Raw genomic sequence first — 19,681 nt, forward strand, 5'->3', positions numbered from 1 at the left:
TCAGCATTCCGTGGGGTTCGCGGCGTCACTGGAGCGCTGTGCTCCGGCGCGGCGTCAGCCGTGACGACCGCCGGCTCGCCGCCTACCGGGACGGTAACGTCGGCTGCCGCGTCCGATGAGGCTTGTACTGTCTCCGGCCCCTCAATTGGGGCCGACGTTCTGATCGCACCGACACAACCGACCACCGCGAGTGTCAGCGCGACACCGGCCAACCCTCGGGCTATCGGTCGTCCGAACGCCGCGATCCTCATTGACCCGACGCCGTTGGGCAACGCCTCAAGGTATTGCCTCGAAGCCATTGTTCCCACGGCTTGAGCCCGTGCGGGAGGCACCCGGTCAGCCCGGTGCTCGAGATATCGACGTATATGAGGTTGGTGAGCTTAGCGAGCTCCGGTGGAATAGACCCGCGCAGGCCGCTACTCTTGAGGATCAAGGTCTCCAGGCCGTCTAAGTCTCCAAGCTCTGGGGGAATCGAACCGGCCAGGCCCCGCCGCTCCAGGTTGAGTCCACGGACCCGAAGCGGCAAGCCCTCGGACTCAGGGGTCTTCACGATAACGCCCGCCCACCTCGTGATCGGAATATCGGCTCTCCAGCGGAAATTGGAATCCCCGGCGAGCGTCGCAACCGACTTGAGCAGCGTCTCGCAGTCCCGCACGAGGCCGGGATTCGCTTCAGGCTCGGGGACGACGAAGCCCTCGGAGCAGACGGCGGGATCGACGGCGGGTCGTCGTAGAACGCCTTCATACAGGGTGCGAGGATCTCCGCCGTCACGGTCCATCGTCACGAGCAAATCCCATTGGTGAATCGCGATGCGGGAGCCGTCGGGCGACCACACCACTTGCCCTATTGCAGCAAATCCTTCCCCTAGGACCGGCGACAGCTTCGACTGGCTCAATTGGCGCCGACTGGCCCCATCCGGGCTGACGAACACGAGATTTGGCCCGTCCGGTACGATGAGAATTTCCGAGCCGTCGGGTGACCACGCCACCTCACGGATCCCCCGATCGCGTGCCACCTGCCGCCGATCCGTTCCGTCCGCCTGGGCGGTAAAAAGCCCCCGGTCGGTTCCGTCGTCGACCACAAACGCAATCCGCTGCCCGTCCGGCGACCAGGACGGTCGTGGCGGAATTGCGCCGAGCGTCGCGGTCACCGTCCCGATCCTGTGCTGCGCCGAGCTTGACAGATTGGGAAGCTTGTCGACTCCAGTAGTATGAAGAACGTACGTATACAACCCGTCATCCTTTTCAGTCACTAAGTAGTAGGCGAGATATTGACCGTCCGGTGACCAAACCGGTGGGATGAGCGCGATCCCGCCACTCGTCGGTGCCCGATCATCAAATCTCCCAAGCGTGCGAACAAGGTCAGTCCCACCCATTGATCCGTCAACTCGATACACGTCTAGGACTTGCGCAACTACGAATTCTAGATCGCGGCCTCTCGTCGGATTTCTCTCCATCGATAGCGATGCTATCCAGCTCCCATCCGGCGACCAGACAGGATAGTGATCTAGCCGTAGCTGGGTTGTTGTGATCCGCGTATTGCGGGTGATGCCATAACGACCATCCTCGTCTATTTCTCCGACCACGATATCGTAATTTGCCGAAACTGGTCCCCATTCGCGCCCCACTGCGGAATAATTGCCGGCAGCCGGTACGCCTTGGGGAAATGCGCAAGTCGTATACGCGATCCTGTCGCCTGTCGGAGCAACTTCGGCATAATAGCCAAATGCAAGTGAGTCGTCACTATAAGGATAGGGATTAGCTTCCAGCATGTAATGGATTTGCCCAGTCGCATCATCCGCCAACCATAACGCTCCATCAAAACTAAACAATATTCCTGTTTCACCCGATGGCCATGCCAATAATCCCAGACCATACCGCGTTACAGAAGCATGAATGTTCCTGACCTCTGTCATGGGCCCACAATCATATTCCACGGTTCGGACTTCCGAGTCCACTTGGACTTCTCGCGTTGGTAAAGGCGTCCGGCGATAGTGGTCGGTCGTCGGAAGCTGCGTAATCACAGTGCCATCCGAATACTCAATAACGGTCCTTCCATTAGGCAATACTCGTCGCGAGACTACCGTCGGTACTGACTCCGTCGGAGTCGGAGTCGCCGCCGTCGGGGTTGGAGTCGCCGTTACTTCGTCATCCGCCTGGCCCGCAGCAACATCCGGCGCGCTGGTTGATCCATCGCAGCCGGACAACACGACGAATGCGATGAGAAGCGATGACAATCCCCGAACCTTCTGAAGTCTCCAAATGCCTTTCTCACCGCCACAACCGACCATTGCGAGTGTCAGCACGACGCCGGCCAACCCTCGGGCTATCGGTCGTCCGAACACCGCGATCCTCATTGATTCGAGGCTGGTCATCGCAGACGGCCTTCATACAGGGTGCGCGGGTCGGTGCCATCACGGTCCATCGTGACGAGCACACGGTCCATCGTGACAAGCGATTCTGAACTATGGATCGCGATGCGGGAGCCATCGGGCGACCACACAACTTCCCCTAGTGCAAATCCTTCCCCGAGTACCGACGACAGCTTCGCCTGGCTCAACTGACGACGACTGGCCCCATCCGGGCTGACGAACCCGAGAAATCGCCCGTTCGGTACGAAGAGGATTTCCGAGCCGTCGGGGGACCACGCCACCTCCCGGATCCCCCGATCGCTTGCCACTTGCCGCCGATCCGTTCCGTCTGCCTGGGCAATGAAGAGCCCCCGGTCGATTCCGTCGTCGACCACAAACGAAATCCGCTGCCCGTCCGGCGACCAGGACGGTCGTGGAGGCATTGAGTCGCGCCCTGAAATCACCGTTCCGATCCTGTGCTGCCCCGCGTTCGACGCAGTGGGAAGCTCGTCGACTTCGATGGTATGAAGATCGTACGTATACAAATCGCCATTCTTTCCAGTTACCAAATAGTAGGCGATGTATTGTCCGTCCGGTGACCAAACCGGCGGGATGAGCGCGATCCCGCCACGCGTCGGTGAGCGATCATCAAGTCTTCCAAGCGTCGACACAAGGATCGTCCAACCCTTTGACCCGTCAGCTCGCCGCACTCGCAAGTCTTGTGCAACTATATACTCTGGGTAAAGACGTTTAGACGGAGTTCTGTCCATCGATAGCGATGCGATCCAGATTCCATCAGCCGACCACACGGGATAGTGATCTAGGCGTTGCGAGGTTTTTGTAATCCGAGTATTGCTTGTGATTCCACCACCACCATTCTTGTCTATTTCTCCGACCACGATATCGTAATTGGCAGAGGAAGGCCCAATTTCGTGCGCCACAGCGGGATAGCTGTCGCCAGACCGCACGTATTGGGGAAACTCGCAAGTCGTATAGGCGATCCTGTCTCCTGCTGGAGAGATATCGGCGTAGTAGCCAAACTCGAGTAATTCGTGACTCTCACTAGAAGGATCCGGATTGCTTTCAAGCACGTAATATATTTCCCCAGTCACCTCATCCGCCAACCATATCGCTCCATTATCACTGAATAGAATTCCTGTTCCACCCGATGACCATGCCAATGCGCCCACACCATACCGACTTATGGAAGGATGAATTTTCGCTAAAGGGAACGTCGTCGATCCACAATCATATTCCACAATCCGCATTTCCGAACCCACTTGCACTTGCCGCGTTGGTAAAGGTGTCGGCCGGTGCTCGGTCGTCGGCCGCTGTATCAGCGTCTGGCCATCCGAATACAGAGTCACGGTCCTCCCATCAGACCAGACTTCCCGCGACACCACTGTCGGTACTGACGCGGATGGCGTCGGAGTAGCAGTTAGTGCATCATCTGGAGGGCCCGCAGCAGCATCCGGCGCACTGGTTGATCCATCGCATCCGTTCAACACGACAAGCGCGATGAGAAGCGATGACAATCCCCGAACCCTCTGAGGTCTCCAAATACTCCACATAAGGCATCCTGGAAACAATTTCAGCGGCATATATCTCATCGGTTCACCTTGCTCTGATAGAGCGCGTATATCGCCATCACGTCCAACGGATGCGGTGCACATTGCGGCGGATGCGGCTTGAAATAGCTCATGATCGCCGTCTTCACCTGACTTTTATCAGGGTGGCCAAGGCCTAGCGCATGACCGGCTTCATGCACGATTGAGCTATACGGAAGATGGTAGTTTGCGTTGAAGTTCGGACACGTATTGAACTGGATCTCGAGAGCCGCTCCAGGTTGAATCAAGGCCTGAAGAATGCCGTGACCATCCGTTACGTGATAGCTTTCACGCAGGTAGATATCAGTACTTGTCGTAGATCCGTACTTCTCCGCCTGCGCACACCCGCCCTCGCAGCCGCCGAGGCCAATCTGTCCGCCAAATTTCAAGAATGCAAACACCACGTGATCTTCGTCAGACCAATCACCATCTCGTATCATCATAATTTCACTCATCTGTGCATCAGACACAGAGTCTTGACCGAGCTTGGTTCCATCGATACCAGTGTCTTTGAAGCTTTTAATAAGCTCTTTGCCATCTACAGTTATCCTACTCCTAATAGCCTCAACTATCTGTTCTGGCGTAATTCCCCTTGGTGTCAGCGCGGCAACTAAGTCATCGGCAATGCCGCGCGCTTCCTCTACTAGATCATCAAGGAAAATAGTGTAGTCGATACATTCATTTCTCGCATATTTCATCTTCACCAACTCGTCAGTCGCATGCTGCCATTGGAGCATGGCGTGATTGATAAACGGCACCCAATCGTCTTCTGGATCAGACGAAGGGAATGTATCAGTACAGATGTGATAATGGAATTCCATACTTCTGCCATCACTCGACTTGGTCGTAAGCGGATAGTCATCAACCGGAAATGTCGCAATGCCTTCTGACCCAAACGAATCGTCCGATGGCCACACATAGCTATCGCGCACGGAAAATACCGTGCGACCATCTTTTTCGTAGAGGAGCTGAATGGCGTAGATGGAATCACGCGTGAGACGAGTGAAGGTGTGTGACGTGGGTGAGCTGGCCGCTATTTCTCCACGACTTGCCGGATCAGCAGCGGAATCAAATGCTCCAGGATCCCATCCAGAAAAGAAGTATGGGTACATGGATCGTCGATACCTTAGCTTATAAGTTCCTCCAGAAAACAAAGACCCGGTATGCAACGTATCCAGACTTGTCCATGTGATAGCCGCCTTACCTGATGTGGCGCCGGTTCCGGGGCTATGTCCGTTGGCGGAAGTTATCGGCGTGTCGATGATAATCACATGCCGGCTGTGACCACTTGGGGCAAAGTTGTTAGCCGTTGCTTGCACCCTGAACTCAAAGGCCGGCTCATCCCCGAGGCCCTTATGCGGGACAATCTTGGGGTTCAGAGGATCCGAACGATCGATTATCTGCAAGATGCCATCGAGATCAATCTCGATAGAAGATGTGGCTACGGTTCGGTTGTCAACTGTCACTGACGCGGGCCACGCCGACCCACGTTCTCGAAGCTGAACGATATATCCGGTGGCGTCTGGGACCGCGTCCCATTTCAGGAGCGCTTTACGCTGGGGCAACGGCACCACGTCGAGGTTCACGGGCGTCGGTAACTGACGTTCCGACGGCGTGCCTTTCGCTTTGTCGGATGGCGCGGACCAGTCGCCGCATTGGTCGTTGGCTGGTGTTCTGGCCGTGTTGCAGGCGCGCACCCGCACCAGATACGTGGTGCCATTGGTCAGCGATCCCAGTTCCTTCTCGGTGGTGCCGGCGAGAACCTCCTCGCCGCGAATCGGCCACGCCGGCGACGCCGGTGGGGTTGGGTCTTCTGCCGCCTGCACCTCGTAATGCGTGAGCGCCGAGACGCAGGCCGGCGGGGCCCACGTCACCGTCAGAGTCTCACTGCGGCTGGTGACACTCTCAACGGCCAACTGCTCCGGTTTCGTCGTGGTTCCCGGCCTGCCGCAGACCGGCCCCGTCCATTCGCCGCAATCGTCCCCATTGCAGGCTTGCACCTGCACGTCATACTTCGTGCCATTGGTGAGCCCGGAGATGTTCTTTTCCGAGGCGGTGACGGGCGTCGAGGTGCTCGGCCAGGAGCTGCCGGATTGCCTGGACTGCAACTTGTAGCCCGTCACCGCGTCGCTGGGACTGGCTGGAGGCTTCCAGTCCACGGTCAGCGTGCCGTCCCCGACACCCGTGATCTCCAGATCGCGCACCGGCCCCGGGGTGTCGTCGGGCTCGCTACTGGTGCCAGTCGTCTCAAACTCGAGTGCGTCGGTCCAGGGTGAGCAGCTATCCGTGCCGTTGCAGGTCTGGATGCTGACTTCATACATCGTGCCGCGCACCAGCCCCGTTATGACGTAGTTCCGCGCGTTCTGGTCCACCACTCCCTGGGCCTCGGTCGGCCAGTCGTCGCCCACCTCCCGCCACCGGATGCCGAAGCCGGTGATCGGGCGCCCCCCCGTGTCCGCGTCGGGACTCCAATTGAGGCGCGCCGTGGTGTCCGTCACCTGATCCACGCCGATCGTGTGCTTCCCCGTCGGCGGGCCCACCGCCCGGGTCGTCACCTTGTTCCCGTCCACCCACCCCGAGCAGCGGTTCTCGTCGTCGTCGTTGCAGGCCCGGATGCGGATCTCATAGGTCGTGTTGGCACTGAGCCCGGTGAAGGTGTACTCCCGGCGGTCGGCCCCCACCACCGCCCGGTGGGAGTCCGGCGGCCACGACGTGCCCTCGGTGCGCCGCATCAGCAGGAAGCCGGTCAGCGGCGCGCCCCCCGTGTCCCCGGGGGCGCGCCACGTCACCGTGACCTTCGTCGGCTTCCGCTTGTCGTCGGGAAACTCGATCGTATGCGGCTTGCCGGGGGGACGCACAGGCAGCGTCTTGAACTCAAGCTTTTGGGTCCAGGCCGAGCAGCTATCCGTGCCGTTACAGGCCTGGAGGCTGACTTCATAGGTCGTGTCGGCGGTCAGCGGGCTCATGGTGTAGCGCTTGTCGCCCGGGGGGACATTCGGCGCTTGGGCCCGGCTCGGCCAGGACGTCCCCTTCACCCGCCACCGGATGCCGAAGCCGGTGAGCGCGCGTCCCCCCGTGTCGGCGTCCGGGCTCCACCTGACCCGCGCCGAGGTCTGCTCGATCTCATCCACGCGGATCGTATGCGGCTTGGCCGGACGCCCCACGTGCGGCTTTGTGGTCACCTCCTTGGCCGGGTTGGTCCAATAGCCGCAGCTGTCCCGCCCGTTGCACGCGTGGATGCGGAACCGGTAGGTCGTGGCGGGCTGCAGCCCCGTATACGTATGGCTCCGCGCCCCCGCCCCCTTCACCAGCGCGCGGTTGTACGCCGGCGGCGTGTCGCCTTTGCGCCAGAACAGCAGCCCAAACCCCGTCAGCGCCCGCCCGCCGTTCGGGGTCTCGCCCCACGTCACCTTCACCGACGTGGCTTTGCGGTCGGCCTCGGGAAAGCTGATCCCCCGCACAAAGTCCGGGCGCCCCACCTGCTGCGCCCCCTGCGCCGTCGCCGCCTGCGCCCCCTGCGCCGCCGCCTCCGTCGTCCGAATCCGCTCCCCCGTTGGCCCAATCACGATCTCCGGCAGCGCCTCCACCGTCACGCCCCGGCTCACCGACGCCTCCGCGGCATTGGCCCCCGCCCGCCGCACCGCCGCCGTCACCGTCCCCTCACCCACCGCGCAGGCATGCATGATGAACGTGAGGTCCCGCGCCGTCGCACCCGTCACGGTCCGCATCTGCACCGCCCCGCATCCGCCGATCCCGAGGGCGGCGCTGTCGCTCGACACGAGGACCTGATAGTCCTCGGTCGCGGTCAGATTGGTCAGCTCCACCGTGAATTGGTGGATAATCGTTCGGGTGATCCGGTCGACCATGCCGCTGAGCCGGATCTCGGCCCCCGCGCCCTCCGTCTCCTGCGCCCCCGCCGGCGCCCCACCGCCGATGACGACCACGGCCAGCAGAAGCAGCGCCGCCGGCGCCGCGCCGGTCACCCGCAGCGCCCGCCCGTGGCGCCGGATCAGGCTCCGCATCCCCGCCAGCCACAACCCAAATGCCGCATGGCGGGCCCGCTCCAGAACGGGACGCACGGCGTTTCGGCCCCAACGACGATCAATGAAGAACATTACATATCAATTCTTATACCTGAATTGATCGACATGATTGTTCTGGAATGCCGCGGATGTCAACTGGCGATGTCGTCGCAGGTGTGGCGGTCCTGAGTGGCCCGCGGCGCTCATCGGGGTCACCGTCGTGATCAGCGTCAAGCGGCGGCCGCTGCCTGACCTCGACCAGACCGCGGTGCGGTGTCTCCCAGGTGGGCGGCAGTGCGACGTCGCTGGCGACCACCGCGGGACTGGGTCGTGGAGCCTGGTTGCGGCCCCGACGTCTGATAGTGAAACTCTTAAATGTCAGCGAAGTGACGCGAATATTTCAGCATATTCATCCGCAATGACTTCAGGTGTTATGCGCAGGGATCGCCGTAGGCCCCCATGTCCCGGTACGCCTGCCGCAACCCGCTCACGTTGGCGATGCGCGGGGTCGCGTGCGCGTCGCTCCGGGGTTGCAGCACCTCGCCCCATGCAGGTCCGTGTCAACCGGCATGTAGGCAAGACATCGAGCTAGCCGTCCAGCAGCCGGTCTCCCAGCAGGTCGCGCACGCCGCCGACGAACTGCTTCGACGCCTGCATGAGCATGTCGCCGTCGTACCCATAGCTCATGAAGGTCGCGCCCTTGTCGGCCCATTCGAGCGACTCATCGATCGACCCGATGTGTGGACCGCCGGCGATGCCGTGGCGCTTGACCGCGTCGAGCATACGCTCGACGGAGTTCCTAACTTCCGGGTGGTGAATCTGTCCCGGAATACCGATGGTGGCCGAAAGGTCGGTGCGGCCGATGAGGATGGCGTCCAGGCCGGGCGTCGCGGCGATCTCGTCAATGTTCTCGATGCCGAGGCCGCTCTCCACCTTCACGGCGGTCAGGACCTCGCGGTTCTGCCCTGCGGTCAGCTCGGCGCAGTCCGGCTCGGCGAACTCCGTGTGCACGCCGGCCGTCAGCACGCCGCGCTTCCCCTCGGGCGGGTACTTGCTGTAGCGCACGGCCATGGCCGCATGCTCGGCCGTCTCGACGTGCGGCACGATCACCCCCATGGCCCCCGCGTCTAGCGGGCGGGCGATCAGGTGGTCCTCCACGCAGGTCGTGCCGGCAATCGGAACCATCCCGGTGAGCTTCGACGCCATGCAGATCGTCGCCAGCTCCGGATAGCCCGGCTGCCCGTGCTCCATGTCGATGTAGTAGAAGTGGAATCCCGCCGACCCGAAGATCTGGGCCACGGGCGGGGACGCAAACGAGATACTGCACGCCCCCAGGACCACGCGGCCTTCGCGCAGGGCCCGCGTCACGGGGTTTGATTGATGGTTGATCGCGGGTCGGACGGCGTAGCTGCTCATGGAGGTCCTCGACGGCAAGGGCTCAAACCGCGTCAATGTATCGCAGCACCGCAATCGGGCAGCGGGCCACCACGCGATACGATCATGCGTGCCTTCTCATCCCGGGGTCCCGCATGATTGATCCACCGCTCCAAGTCGTCGCCACCTTCGATGCGCACGGCGTGGCCGAGGCGCTGGAGGACGTGCCGGGCGTGCGTCTCGCTGCCGTGGGGGATGTGGACGCCGTCGGGCCCCACGTCCCGACGGCCGACGTGCTGCTCGTCGGGGACTTCGACGCAGCCATGCTCGCCCGGGCCGAACGGCTGCGCTGGGTGCACGCGGCCTCGGGCGGCGTCGAGAGCATGTTGTTCCCGGCGTTTGTGGACAGCCCCATTCCCTTCTCCTGCTCCAAGGGCGTGTTCGACACGCCGGGCGCCGAGCACGCCCTGGCCTCGATGCTCGGCTTCGCCCGCAACCTGATCTACGACGTGCAGCACCGCCCCGCGCGCGACTACGTCTACGGCTCGCCGACCGAGCTGCGTGGCAAGACTCTCGGGATCGCCGGGCTCGGTCGCATCGGGCGCGAGCTTGCCCGCCTGGCGCAGGCCTTCGGCATGCGCGTGATCGCCCTGCGTCGCTCCGACGGTGTCGAGCATCCGCACGTTGACGAGATGCTGCACCGGGACGAGTTGCCGCGCCTGCTCCGCGCATCCGACTACGTCGCGGTGGCGGTCCCAAACACGCCTGAGACCCGGCAGTTGATCGGCGCGGCGGAACTCGCGCTGATGAAACCCACGGCCTATCTGATCGACGTTTCCGGGCGCGACGCCATCTACGACCTGGACGCCCTGGCCGACGCCCTGCGCGGCGGGCGACTCGCCGGCGCCAGCCTGCAGATCGCCCCGCCTCCGGACGACTCGCCACTCTGGGACATCGACACGTTCCACCTCTCGTTCCACCGGGCCACCTCGTCGGAAGAAGAGCGTCGCTGGCTCGATCTCTTCACCGAGAACATCCGCCGGTTCCAGGCTGGCGAGCCGCTGCACAGCCTGGTCGACAAGCACGCGGGGTACTGAGCGCCTAGCTCCGGTTGCCACCGCGGGGGCTGGCCGACACAATCCGCCAACGTCACCGCAAGGATCCTTCCTCATGAGCGACCAACTCCGCCTGGCCATGCTCGGCGCCAAGCACGGGCACGCGCGCACCAAGACGCGTTGGCTGCGAGACACCCCCGACATCGACCTGGTCGGCATCTACGAGCCCAGCCTCGAGTTCCGCGCCGACCGCGAGACCACGCCCGAATACCAGCACATCACCTGGATCGACGACATCGACGACGTGCTCGGCGATGCGTCCATCGATGGCATTGTCATCGGCGGGGCCGAGGTCGAGAATCCGTCCTACGCCCGCCGGTCCCTCGCCGCCGGCAAGCACGTCCTCATGGAGAAGGCCTGCGGCTGGACTAAGGCCCACGCGGACGAGCTCATCGGCACGGCCCAGCAAAAGGGCCTGCTTTTCCAGGTCGGCTACAACTTCCGTCCGCTGCCGCCGTTTCGCCGCGTGATCGACATGGTCCGCGCCGGCGATTTCGGCACGGTGCACCTCGTGCGCGCGCACATGGGCTCGCCGTTCAGCGCCGACGTGCTCCCGCGTCAGCTTGGCGGTCCCTACTTCCGCGGCGGCGCCTTCTATAACCTCGGCTGCCACGCGCTCGACATGGTGATGGCCGTCGCCGGCACGCCCGACGCCGTCCACCCGTTCAGGCGCCAGGTGCGGTCCGAGTCCCAGGCGCAGGACTACTACGACCTCAACATCGTCGTGCTGGAGTATCCCAAGACGCTCGCCTCGATCGAGCTGAGCTTCCTGGAGACCGAGAACCGGCGTCCGCGCAGCTTCGAGGTCTACGGTTCGGAGGCCCAGGCCATCGTGACGCCGTTCATGATCGCCGGCGACCGCGTGCCGTCAGCGGCGATCCACACCGGCGGCCCCGGTGCCGGTGCCGACGGCTGGCACATCCACGGCGCCGATCCCTTCGAGCCGTTCCGGGCCGACATCGACGAGTTTGCGGCGTGCATCCGCGGCGAGAAGGAGCCGTGGATCGACTACGCGCACGACCTGGCCGTGCAGCACACGCTCATGGACATTTGCGGCGAGAGCGACGTGGAGGAGCTCCACAGCTAGCGCCGCGTCTACATGCCGCGCGTGCGACCCTCCAGCGAGGCGCGCGCCTCGGGCTGGCCCTCGACGAGGCGCTGATCGCGTAGCGCCCCGCCCAGCGCCTGCGCCTTGCGAATCGCCGCGGCGTCGCCCAGCTCCGAGTCGATCAGCTCCGCCAACAGGCGGTCGGTTAGCTCGCGCCGCACGTCCGCGTACTCGGGCTCGTCCCACAGGTTGTTGATGTCCTCCGGGTCGTTGACCACGTCGTAGAGCTCGCCGTAAGGCTGCCCGCCGTAGTGCAGCAGCTTCCAACGGTCGGTCACCAGCATCTTGACCCGAATCTCGAACGGCTGGTCGTGGCTCTGCGGCCAGCTGCCGACGCCCGGACCGCGACTCGGTTGCTTCGAGTCCAACAATCGCCGGCCGCCGCCGCCCATCACCGTGATGCGCTCCACGATCACCGCGTCGCGGTGGGTGTCGGTTTCGCCGCGCAAGAGCGGTGCGAACGAGCGGCCTTCCATTCCGAGCAACGGTTCGGCCCCCGCGAGATCGAGCACGGTTGGGGTGATGTCGAGGTGCGTCGTCACGCTGTCGTACTTGCTGCCCGCAGCCACCGTCGGTGGGTGCCGCCAGAGGAAGGGCACCCGATTGACGGCCTCGTAAGACATCATCGGCTTCGCCGCCACGCCGTGGTCATTGAGACCTTCGCCGTGATCCGAGGTGAACACGACGTGGGTGGAGTCGCGCAGACCCAACCGGTCGAGTTCCGCCAACACGCGGGCCATCACGTCGTCGATGAAGGTGGTGAGACCGTAGTAGTGCGCCACGATCTCGCCGAAGTGGTCGCCCGACCAGCCGACGTGAGTGTTGTAGCCGCCGTATGGCATGCCGTCGCGGGCCCACTGATAGGCCGGCGGCTTGCGGCTCACGTCCTCGCGCGGCACCGCCGGCGGCATCGCCGCCGGGTCGTACATGTCGCAGTAGGGCTGCGGCGGAGCGAACGGCTGGTGCGGGTCGGCAAACGACATCCAGAGGAAGAATGGCTGATCGTCGTCGCGCCGACGCAGCCACTCGATGGTGCGATCGGCCGTCCAATGCGTGTAGTGCCACTCGGCCGGAATCGAGTTCTTCCAGCTGGCGAAGGCGCCGCTGGGCTCCTCCAGCGCCTGGTCCTGCCGCCAGAGGCGCAGGCCCTCGGGATGATTGCGCTCCAGCCACACACGCCAATGACCGGCGGGGTAGGCGTGGCCGGTGTGAATCTCCGTGTAGTCGAAGCCGAAATACGGCCCGTACCACAGCCCATCCTCGTCGCTGACCGGCGCGCCGGGCGGCGGCTCGTCCGGCAACACGTCCTCCAGGTCGGCGGTCTTGAAGTGCGCCTTGCCGATCAGGGCCGTCGTATATCCGGCCGCCCGCAGCGAATCGCCCAGCACCGGGATCGACTCACTCATGTTCACCGCGTGATCGAACACTTGGTGCCCGCGCTGGCTGCGGCCCGTGATCATGCTGGCCCGGGCCGGCATGCAGATGGCGTTCGTCGGATAGGCGCGGTCGAACCGCATCCCGTCGCGCGCCAGCGAGTCCATGGCCGGCGTGCGGATATGGGGGTTGTTGTGCCCCATGGCGTCCCAGCGTTGCTGGTCGGTGGTGATGAAGAGGAAATTCGGACGCTGCTGATTCGCCATGGCTGCTCCTGCTAGTTCGCTGCTCGAAGGTGAAACTCGTGCGCACCGGCCCCGACGGACGCAATCGTGACCGTGTCCGCCGCCACCGCCACGCCCACCGGCGGCCGCTCCAACGACGACGCCGCGCCGTCGATCATCAGCTCGGTCTGTCGCGCATCGGTTCGCGGCAGCACGACCTCCGCGGATACGCCCTCGGGCACGGTGACCTGAAGCTCGAAAGCGCCACTATGCCGCTGCCAGGCGACCTCGATATCCCCCTGCGGCGCGGGATGCACGCCCCGCGCCCATTCCAGCCCGCCCGGCCGAGGGCGGACCTCGCAGGTCGAGAAGCCGGGACCGGTGGGATCCACACCCAGCACCCGCGCCAGCAGCACCGTGCCTGTGAGCACGCCGCCGCTATGCACCAGGCTGCGGACGCCCGCCGGACGCACGCGCTGCTCGGTGGCCCAGGTGGCCATCTGCTCGTCGCGCACGATGCCGTTGCCGGCCGTGAAGTTGTCCCAGCCTTCCCAGATCGTGGGTTGGTCGGACGCGGCCATCATGTAGGCGTAGCGCTCACTCAGCCGCTCGGTGCCGCCCGGCCGCGGCCCGGCCAGCATCAGCGCGTCGGCAACGTAGCCGTAGAACAGTGGGGACGTGGGCACCATGTCCTCCGGCGGATTCGCCAGGTGATCGGCGATGCTCGCGGCCTGCTCGGGCGTCGCCACGCCGTACATGACCGCCAGCGAGTTGCCCAACTCGCTCACCACCGGTGATTGCGCGCCGTCGCGCACCGCGTCGACGAACAGCCCGCGCGACTCGTTCCAGAATTTCTCCCGGACCGTCGGGCGTACCTGCCGCGCGATCTCGCGCCAACGCGCGGCGTCGTCGTCCCGACCGACATCGTCGGCCAACGCCGCCGCGTCCTCCAGGCTTGCGACGTAGAGGCAGTTGGTGATGACGCTCGCCCCGCGGAAGTCGTTGGGCGTCCAATCGATGTGATAGAGCGGGTGCACCCACGTCAGCAGGCCGGTGGTCCTGTCCCGGTGCGGGACGAACCAATCGAGCTGCTTCCGCACGCTGGGATACAGCTCCTCCAGCACCCAGCGCCGCCCGCCGTAGAGGTAGATCTCCCGAATGCGCGTGCTCCACTGCAACATGAAGTGCTGGTTCACGTGCGTCGGCCAGAAGCTGGGCGGGAAGGCCATCATCAGGTTCCCGTCGCCGCGGTCGCTCAGCGTGAACAAGCGGAAGTAGCGATCCACCACGGGCAAGTCGCCCCAGGCGACGTGAGTAAACCGCCCCCCGTGGCTGCCGTCGCCGGCGCTCCAGGGCACGCGCTCGCGGTAGGAGTCGCAAACGATCGTGTCCTCGATGTGCGATTCCATGGTGTCGACGCACGCCGTCCATACCTTGGTCAGCACCTCGTCCGAACACTCGAAGCGCCCGCGGACGTCTGCCGGATAGCGATACTCGTTCAGGCCGATCGACTGGAGCCGCACTGCCTCGTGCCGGCTCCGCACCGTCACGTGCAGAAAGCGGAACTGTCGATACTCGCCGACCTGCCACGTTTGTCGGCCCTCGCGGGTGATGACGCGGTCGCCGTAGCGCAGCGCGGCCGGGATGCGCCCGCCCAGCAGCTGCTGGCCGTAGGTCACGTCCAAGATGGCCCCCGCCGGTGCATCGAACTCCAGTTTCGGGTAGCCAAAGAGCTGCCGGCCGAAGTCCACCACGACGTACGGAGCCCGAATCCCCTGACCAGGCGCGAACACGCTTTGCAGCGTTGCCGCCGACCCGTCCGGTGTCAGGGCCGCCGAAATCTCGTCCGCGATCGCGTGCTCCAGCGGCAGGTGCGGCTCGCTGTACAGCAGCTCGGGAATGTCGATCTGTCCCGTCCGGCCCAGGTCAATGGTCTCGCCGACATCCGCGACCTCCCGCGGATAGACCATCCGCTCTTCCATCTGCGGAATCTCGCGCTTCTCGAAGACGAACCACTCCACGTCGTTGCCGGTGATCTCGACCGCAGGCGCCCAGTCGCCGTCATCGAAGTCCAACTCCATCCAATCCGCCGGGGCGGCCCCGGCGTCGTAGACCTCGATGAAGCCCACGAGGCTGTTGATCAGGTCAACGTCGGTGCGCCAGCCCTTTGCGGGCTGCAGCACCCAGTCCGAATCGGTGCCGATGGTCTGCGCCGAGCCGTTCGCCAGGGTGAGATCGAGCTGCGCCCAGAGCCCCGCACGCTCGCCGACCGAGTAGCTGGAGCCACTGCTGCTACCCCAGCCCGTGCCGCGGCTGCCTTCGATGCCGTAGTGATAGACCTGCACGGCGATGACGTTGCGGCCCGACCTCAGGTGCGCCGACACGTCATGGGTGTCGTAGCTCTTGCGCCGCGGATCGCTGCGCGCCGGTCCGCGGCCTACATAGCGTCCGTTGACCCACAGCACGTAGCGGTCGGCAGCCGATATGTGCAACTCCGCCTGCGCGGCGTCGCTGCCCAACTCGAACGTCCGCCGGGCCATGAGATAGCAATTGCGCGGCTTCGGGTCGCCGTCGGTCCAGATCCACCGAGCCGGCCAGTGCGATACCGCCGTCAGTTCCGGCGGGGTGGTCGAATACATGGCTCACTCCCGGCAACGCCCAATCGCCGCATGGTAGCGCCAGCGGCGGCGGTCGACGGCCGCGAGGCGCGAGTCTGGCCTACTCGGGCGTCACCTCGACCGACAGTCGCCGCACGTCGGTACCGGCAAGCTCAGGGCCCGACGCGCGCCCGTACAGCGTGAGGTAGCACAGCCCCGGCGCATCGCCCCGGATCGGCAAGCGGCGCTCGGAGCCGTTGGCATTGACAATCGCTTCGCCGCGGCCGATGTCCCAGGCCACGGTCACCGGCGTCCAAATGCCCGCCGGCAGCTCCGCGATGCCCAAGGACACATCCAAGGCGCCGTCCGTGCGGCGATCGTTTGGGCGCCAGAACGCCTCGTCCAGCACGAGGTCGACGCCGATGGCGTCCGCCGCGCGCCGAATCTCGAAACGCAGCTCGCCTTTCGGACCGAACGGGAAGTTTCGCTCGGCCGCCGTGGGACGTTCGTCCACGCGCTGCAAGTGCAGCATCGCCTCGCTGCCCTCGTGGGCCACGCTCACTCCGCCGCAGCCGTTCGTGGACCATCCGCGCAGCCCGTGGGTGAAGTCGTCGGCGTCGGTCGTTTCGGTCAGCACGTCGGGGTCGAACACCACGTAGTCCGTCTCCACCCGCCGCCAGCCGGCAATCACATGCGCGAACTGGACCAGGACGCGTCCGTCGGACAGCGGGTTGATGATCGGATAGCTCACCTGGTCGTCCACGTTGTCGTGGTCGATCTGCCGCGCGAACTCGCGGTAGCCCTGCCAGGTGGCCCCATCGTCATCTGATATGGCGGCGTTCATGACATGCCGGGACGCATGCACCTGGCGCGTCTCGCCGCCGAAGGGCGGGCCCTGCGTGTTGTTCCAGACGAGCATCAAGCGTCCGTCGGCCAGGCGCGCGGCCGAGCAGGGGGAATTCGGCGCCCGGAAGCGCGTCGGTTGTGGCGGACTCCACGTCCGGCCGTCGCTCGAGAACGACTCGTACAACCGGCGGAACTGGGTGCGAATGACCATCCAGACCCGACCGTCGCCGAGCTCCGCGGCCGTGGGCTCGACCGCCCCGGAGTGGCTGTGACGCCCGCCCGAGGGCACCGGCAGCTCCGTCGAGTCGGCGTGCCACGTGCGCCCGCCATCGTCCGAATAGCACGACTTGGCCACGTTCTTGCCCGCCTCGCGGTCGAAGTCATAGAAGTGCAGCGGCAGCAGCAGCCGCCCGCTGGAAAGCTGCGTGAATCCCAGCAGCGCACCGGTGTACTCATGGCCGTAGTCCACCCGGTGCGGCGGCTCCCAGGTGGCGCCGCCGTCCCGCGAGGCGACGTGGAAGACGTCGCAGCGCATCTCGTCGCGGCCGGGACGCTCGATGTCCTTGGGCCACTTGAGAAACCGCATGCCGATCCCGTGCAGGTCGCCGTTGCGGTCGACGAGAGCGCGACCAAGCGTCCAGAGACCCGCACTGCCGGGCATGGTGTGCACCACCTCCGGCTCGGACCAGACGATGGGTATGCCGCGACCGCGTCGCATCACCAGGCGCTCCGGCGTCCAAGGATCGTCGAAGGCCGCGCCCCCCAGCGTCTCTTGAAAGGGCGGCTTGCCCTCGGCCGTCAGCGTGAAGAACTGCCCGTCGGGCAGCTCGACGATCTGCCCGAGCCTGGTGCCGGCGCGGTAGCGGGGGGTAGCGAGCATCTGGTCTTCCTTGCCTGAGCGGATCGAGACCGGCGAGCGGCGCGCAAGCCTACCAGCGGGGCAGGGAATCCTTGGGATACGCTGCGGAGTCCCCCGCCGGGAGCACCGCGCATGGTCAAGCCGCACCGAATGACGCCCGACGAGATCAAAACACAGCTCGAGGGCCCGGTGATGTCGATTCCCACCAGCTTTCTGGCCGACGGCCCGATCGACTACGACGGCGTCGCCAACATCATCGAGACGGGCATCGCGGGCGGGACGCAGGTCGCGCTGCTCACGATCGGCGACAGTCAGTTCGCCTACATGCGCGAGCAGGAGGTGGCGGACATCACGCGCTTCGTCGTGGAGCGCACGGCTGGACGCGCGATGGTCGTCGCCGCGACCGGTCTATGGGCCACGACCCAGTCCGTCGAATTCGCGCACTACGCGCGCGAGGTCGGCGCCGACGTGGTAATGGCGGCGCCGTCGGGTCAACTCGGCGATCCCGTCGGCATGGCGGCCCACTACAAGGCCGTGGCGGCGGTCATGCCCGTGATGGTCGTCGGCTTTCCGCCGCACGAAATGCTGCATCGGTTGGTGGACGAGCCGAACATCTGCTGCATGAAGGAGGACGGCACGGACGCCTACGCCGTGCAGACCATCGAAGAGTTTGACGGCCACTGGAAATTCATGAGCGGCGGCAAGCTCGGGCGCCACATGCTGCAGTGGACCTACGGCTGCCGCAGCTTCATGGACTGGTCCACCAGCTTCGCGCCGCACGTCGGTCGGCGGTTCTGGGAATCGCTCCAATCGGGCGACATTGCGGACGCGGCAAGTGTGGTGCGGGACATCGAGACGCCACTGTTCGACTTGTCCGGCCACCCCAAGGTCGTCCGCATTGGCAAGGCATTCCCCGGAGGGTGGCAGTCGCTCTGGCGCGCGTGCTTGGAACTGAATGGCATCGCGTCGCGGCACCTGCGGCTGCCGCACACGTCGGCGGATGAGTCCGACCTCGAGCAAGTCAAGCCAGAACTCGAGCGACTGGGGCTGGTGGGGACCTCCGCCGGCTAGGAGACATCGCGGCAGCCCGACGAATGAGCCGGGTATTGCCGAATTGAACGGCACCCAGGCCACAAGAGCGTCACGGGCACAGGACCACTGACCTCGGTGGGAAGGCCTTCGGGCTCGGACGATCGAGCGTCTGGAGCTAGCGGCTACTCGCCCGACTGGCTGCGCCCGCGCACGTCGAAGGCGTCGCGCAAGCCGTCACCCATGAAGTTGATGGAAAGCACCGCGATGCTGATCGCGGCACCCGGAGCGATCCACAGCCACGGGAATCCGGCCAGGAAGGCAATGCCACGCGCGCTGTTGATCATGGATCCCCAGCTTGCGGCGGGTTCGGTGACGCCGAATCCGAGGAAGCTCAGCCCGGCCTCGGCCAGAATCGCGCCGGCCACGCCCAGGGTGATGGCCACGGTTACCGGACCGACGATGTTCGGCAGGATGTGGCGCGCGATGATGTGCCGTTGACTGGCACCCAGCGTGCGCGACGCCATGACGTACTCCAACTCGCGCATCACCAGGATGTTGCCGCGGAACAGCCGCGCCAGGCCGGGCCAGCCGAAGATTCCAATAATTACCATAATGTTGAAAATATTCGGTCCAGTAATACCGGCCAGGATGATGATGAGAATGAACGTCGGAAAGGTCATCACGAAGTCGGTAAACCGCATCAACGCATCGTCGATGTAGCCCCCGGCAAGCCCTGCAATGGATCCGATGATGAACCCGATGACGACGTAGATGGAAACCGCCACGATGCCCACCGACAGCGAAACGCGCGCGCCTTGCAGAATGCGGCTGAACACGTCACGTCCGACTTGATCGGTCCCCATCCAGTTCACGGTGTCCGGGGGCCGGTTCACTTTGAACAGGTGCGGCTTCTCGGGGTCAAACGGCGAGACGACCGCCTGGGCGGAGGCCAGCAGCGCCATGTTGATCAGACAAATGAATCCTGCGAGAGCCAGCTTGTGCGAGAGGAATCGACGAATCGCCCGCCGAAACGGCGACAGCTCCGGCGGAAGATGGATCAGGTCGTCGTCGGCCGCGAGATCGGCAGCCGCCTGGGACATGCCCGCGCCACTCTGCGAGGCGGCTGCGCCCATGGATCGGCTCTCGGTGCTCATGCGCCCCTTCGCTCCTGAC

Annotated in this window: 11 protein-coding genes; 3 read left to right on the forward strand and 8 right to left on the reverse strand. The window is 64.7% G+C overall.

Translation table 11 applies throughout. From position 1 onward, the window contains the following. Positions 1-247: 247 nt before the first annotated feature. The 4 genes from OXG79_08675 to OXG79_08690 form a co-directional block, all read right to left on the reverse strand. A complete protein-coding gene (locus tag OXG79_08675; protein MCY3783844.1) occupies positions 248-1,915 on the reverse strand; it encodes an LpqB family beta-propeller domain-containing protein in 1,668 nt (555 codons plus the stop codon). A 455-nt stretch (positions 1,916-2,370) separates the two neighbouring features. Further along, positions 2,371-3,441, reverse strand: a complete 1,071-nt coding sequence (locus tag OXG79_08680) for a hypothetical protein (protein ID MCY3783845.1) — start codon at positions 3,439-3,441, stop codon at positions 2,371-2,373. Positions 3,442-3,956: 515 nt separating this feature from the next. Next, on the reverse strand, positions 3,957-8,072 hold the full coding sequence (locus OXG79_08685) for a fibronectin type III domain-containing protein (GenBank protein MCY3783846.1): 4,116 nt from the start codon (positions 8,070-8,072) through the stop codon (positions 3,957-3,959). A 495-nt stretch (positions 8,073-8,567) separates the two neighbouring features. Beyond that, positions 8,568-9,395, reverse strand: a complete 828-nt coding sequence (locus OXG79_08690; protein MCY3783847.1) for an aldolase/citrate lyase family protein — start codon at positions 9,393-9,395, stop codon at positions 8,568-8,570. 113 nt (positions 9,396-9,508) lie between these two features. Between OXG79_08690 and OXG79_08695 the strand changes: the two genes are divergently transcribed. Beyond that, positions 9,509-10,450, forward strand: a complete 942-nt coding sequence (locus OXG79_08695; protein ID MCY3783848.1) for a D-2-hydroxyacid dehydrogenase — start codon at positions 9,509-9,511, stop codon at positions 10,448-10,450. Between the two features lie 73 nt (positions 10,451-10,523). Then, on the forward strand, positions 10,524-11,555 hold the full coding sequence (locus OXG79_08700) for a Gfo/Idh/MocA family oxidoreductase (GenBank protein ID MCY3783849.1): 1,032 nt from the start codon (positions 10,524-10,526) through the stop codon (positions 11,553-11,555). Between the two features lie 8 nt (positions 11,556-11,563). Here OXG79_08700 and OXG79_08705 read toward each other — a convergent pair whose 3' ends face one another. The 3 genes from OXG79_08705 to OXG79_08715 all read right to left on the reverse strand — a co-directional run bounded on the left by OXG79_08705 (position 11,564) and on the right by OXG79_08715 (position 17,497). Further along, positions 11,564-13,216: a sulfatase-like hydrolase/transferase gene (locus OXG79_08705; protein ID MCY3783850.1), complete on the reverse strand. Its 1,653-nt coding sequence runs from the start codon at positions 13,214-13,216 to the stop codon at positions 11,564-11,566. Between the two features lie 11 nt (positions 13,217-13,227). Next, the gene (locus OXG79_08710) at positions 13,228-15,813 is read right to left on the reverse strand and encodes an alpha-L-rhamnosidase N-terminal domain-containing protein (GenBank protein MCY3783851.1); all 2,586 of its coding nucleotides are present in this window, start codon (positions 15,811-15,813) and stop codon (positions 13,228-13,230) included. A gap of 79 nt (positions 15,814-15,892) precedes the next feature. Next, on the reverse strand, positions 15,893-17,497 hold the full coding sequence (locus OXG79_08715; GenBank protein MCY3783852.1) for a sialidase family protein: 1,605 nt from the start codon (positions 17,495-17,497) through the stop codon (positions 15,893-15,895). A gap of 111 nt (positions 17,498-17,608) precedes the next feature. On the opposite strand from OXG79_08715, the gene OXG79_08720 reads away from it, so the two are divergent. Next, positions 17,609-18,547, forward strand: coding sequence for a dihydrodipicolinate synthase family protein (locus OXG79_08720; protein MCY3783853.1), 939 nt, complete (start codon positions 17,609-17,611; stop codon positions 18,545-18,547). Positions 18,548-18,690: 143 nt separating this feature from the next. Here the strand turns inward: OXG79_08720 and OXG79_08725 are convergent, their stop codons facing one another. Then, positions 18,691-19,662, reverse strand: a complete 972-nt coding sequence (locus OXG79_08725; GenBank protein ID MCY3783854.1) for an ABC transporter permease — start codon at positions 19,660-19,662, stop codon at positions 18,691-18,693. Positions 19,663-19,681: the final 19 nt, after the last annotated feature.

It is taken from the genome of Chloroflexota bacterium, from assembly GCA_026706485.1.
Taxonomy (GTDB): domain Bacteria; phylum Chloroflexota; class UBA11872; order UBA11872; family UBA11872; genus JAJECS01.

Coding starts and splice junctions, on each gene's coding strand:
- OXG79_08685 (MCY3783846.1), bottom strand. CDS start 8,072: ATGTTCTTCATTGATCGTCGTTGGGGCCGAAACGCCGTGCGTCCCGTT.
- OXG79_08695 (MCY3783848.1), top strand. CDS start 9,509: ATGATTGATCCACCGCTCCAAGTCGTCGCCACCTTCGATGCGCACGGC.
- OXG79_08675 (MCY3783844.1), bottom strand. CDS start 1,915: ATGACAGAGGTCAGGAACATTCATGCTTCTGTAACGCGGTATGGTCTG.
- OXG79_08700 (MCY3783849.1), top strand. CDS start 10,524: ATGAGCGACCAACTCCGCCTGGCCATGCTCGGCGCCAAGCACGGGCAC.
- OXG79_08710 (MCY3783851.1), bottom strand. CDS start 15,813: ATGTATTCGACCACCCCGCCGGAACTGACGGCGGTATCGCACTGGCCG.
- OXG79_08705 (MCY3783850.1), bottom strand. CDS start 13,216: ATGGCGAATCAGCAGCGTCCGAATTTCCTCTTCATCACCACCGACCAG.
- OXG79_08720 (MCY3783853.1), top strand. CDS start 17,609: ATGGTCAAGCCGCACCGAATGACGCCCGACGAGATCAAAACACAGCTC.
- OXG79_08690 (MCY3783847.1), bottom strand. CDS start 9,395: ATGAGCAGCTACGCCGTCCGACCCGCGATCAACCATCAATCAAACCCC.
- OXG79_08715 (MCY3783852.1), bottom strand. CDS start 17,497: ATGCTCGCTACCCCCCGCTACCGCGCCGGCACCAGGCTCGGGCAGATC.
- OXG79_08725 (MCY3783854.1), bottom strand. CDS start 19,662: ATGAGCACCGAGAGCCGATCCATGGGCGCAGCCGCCTCGCAGAGTGGC.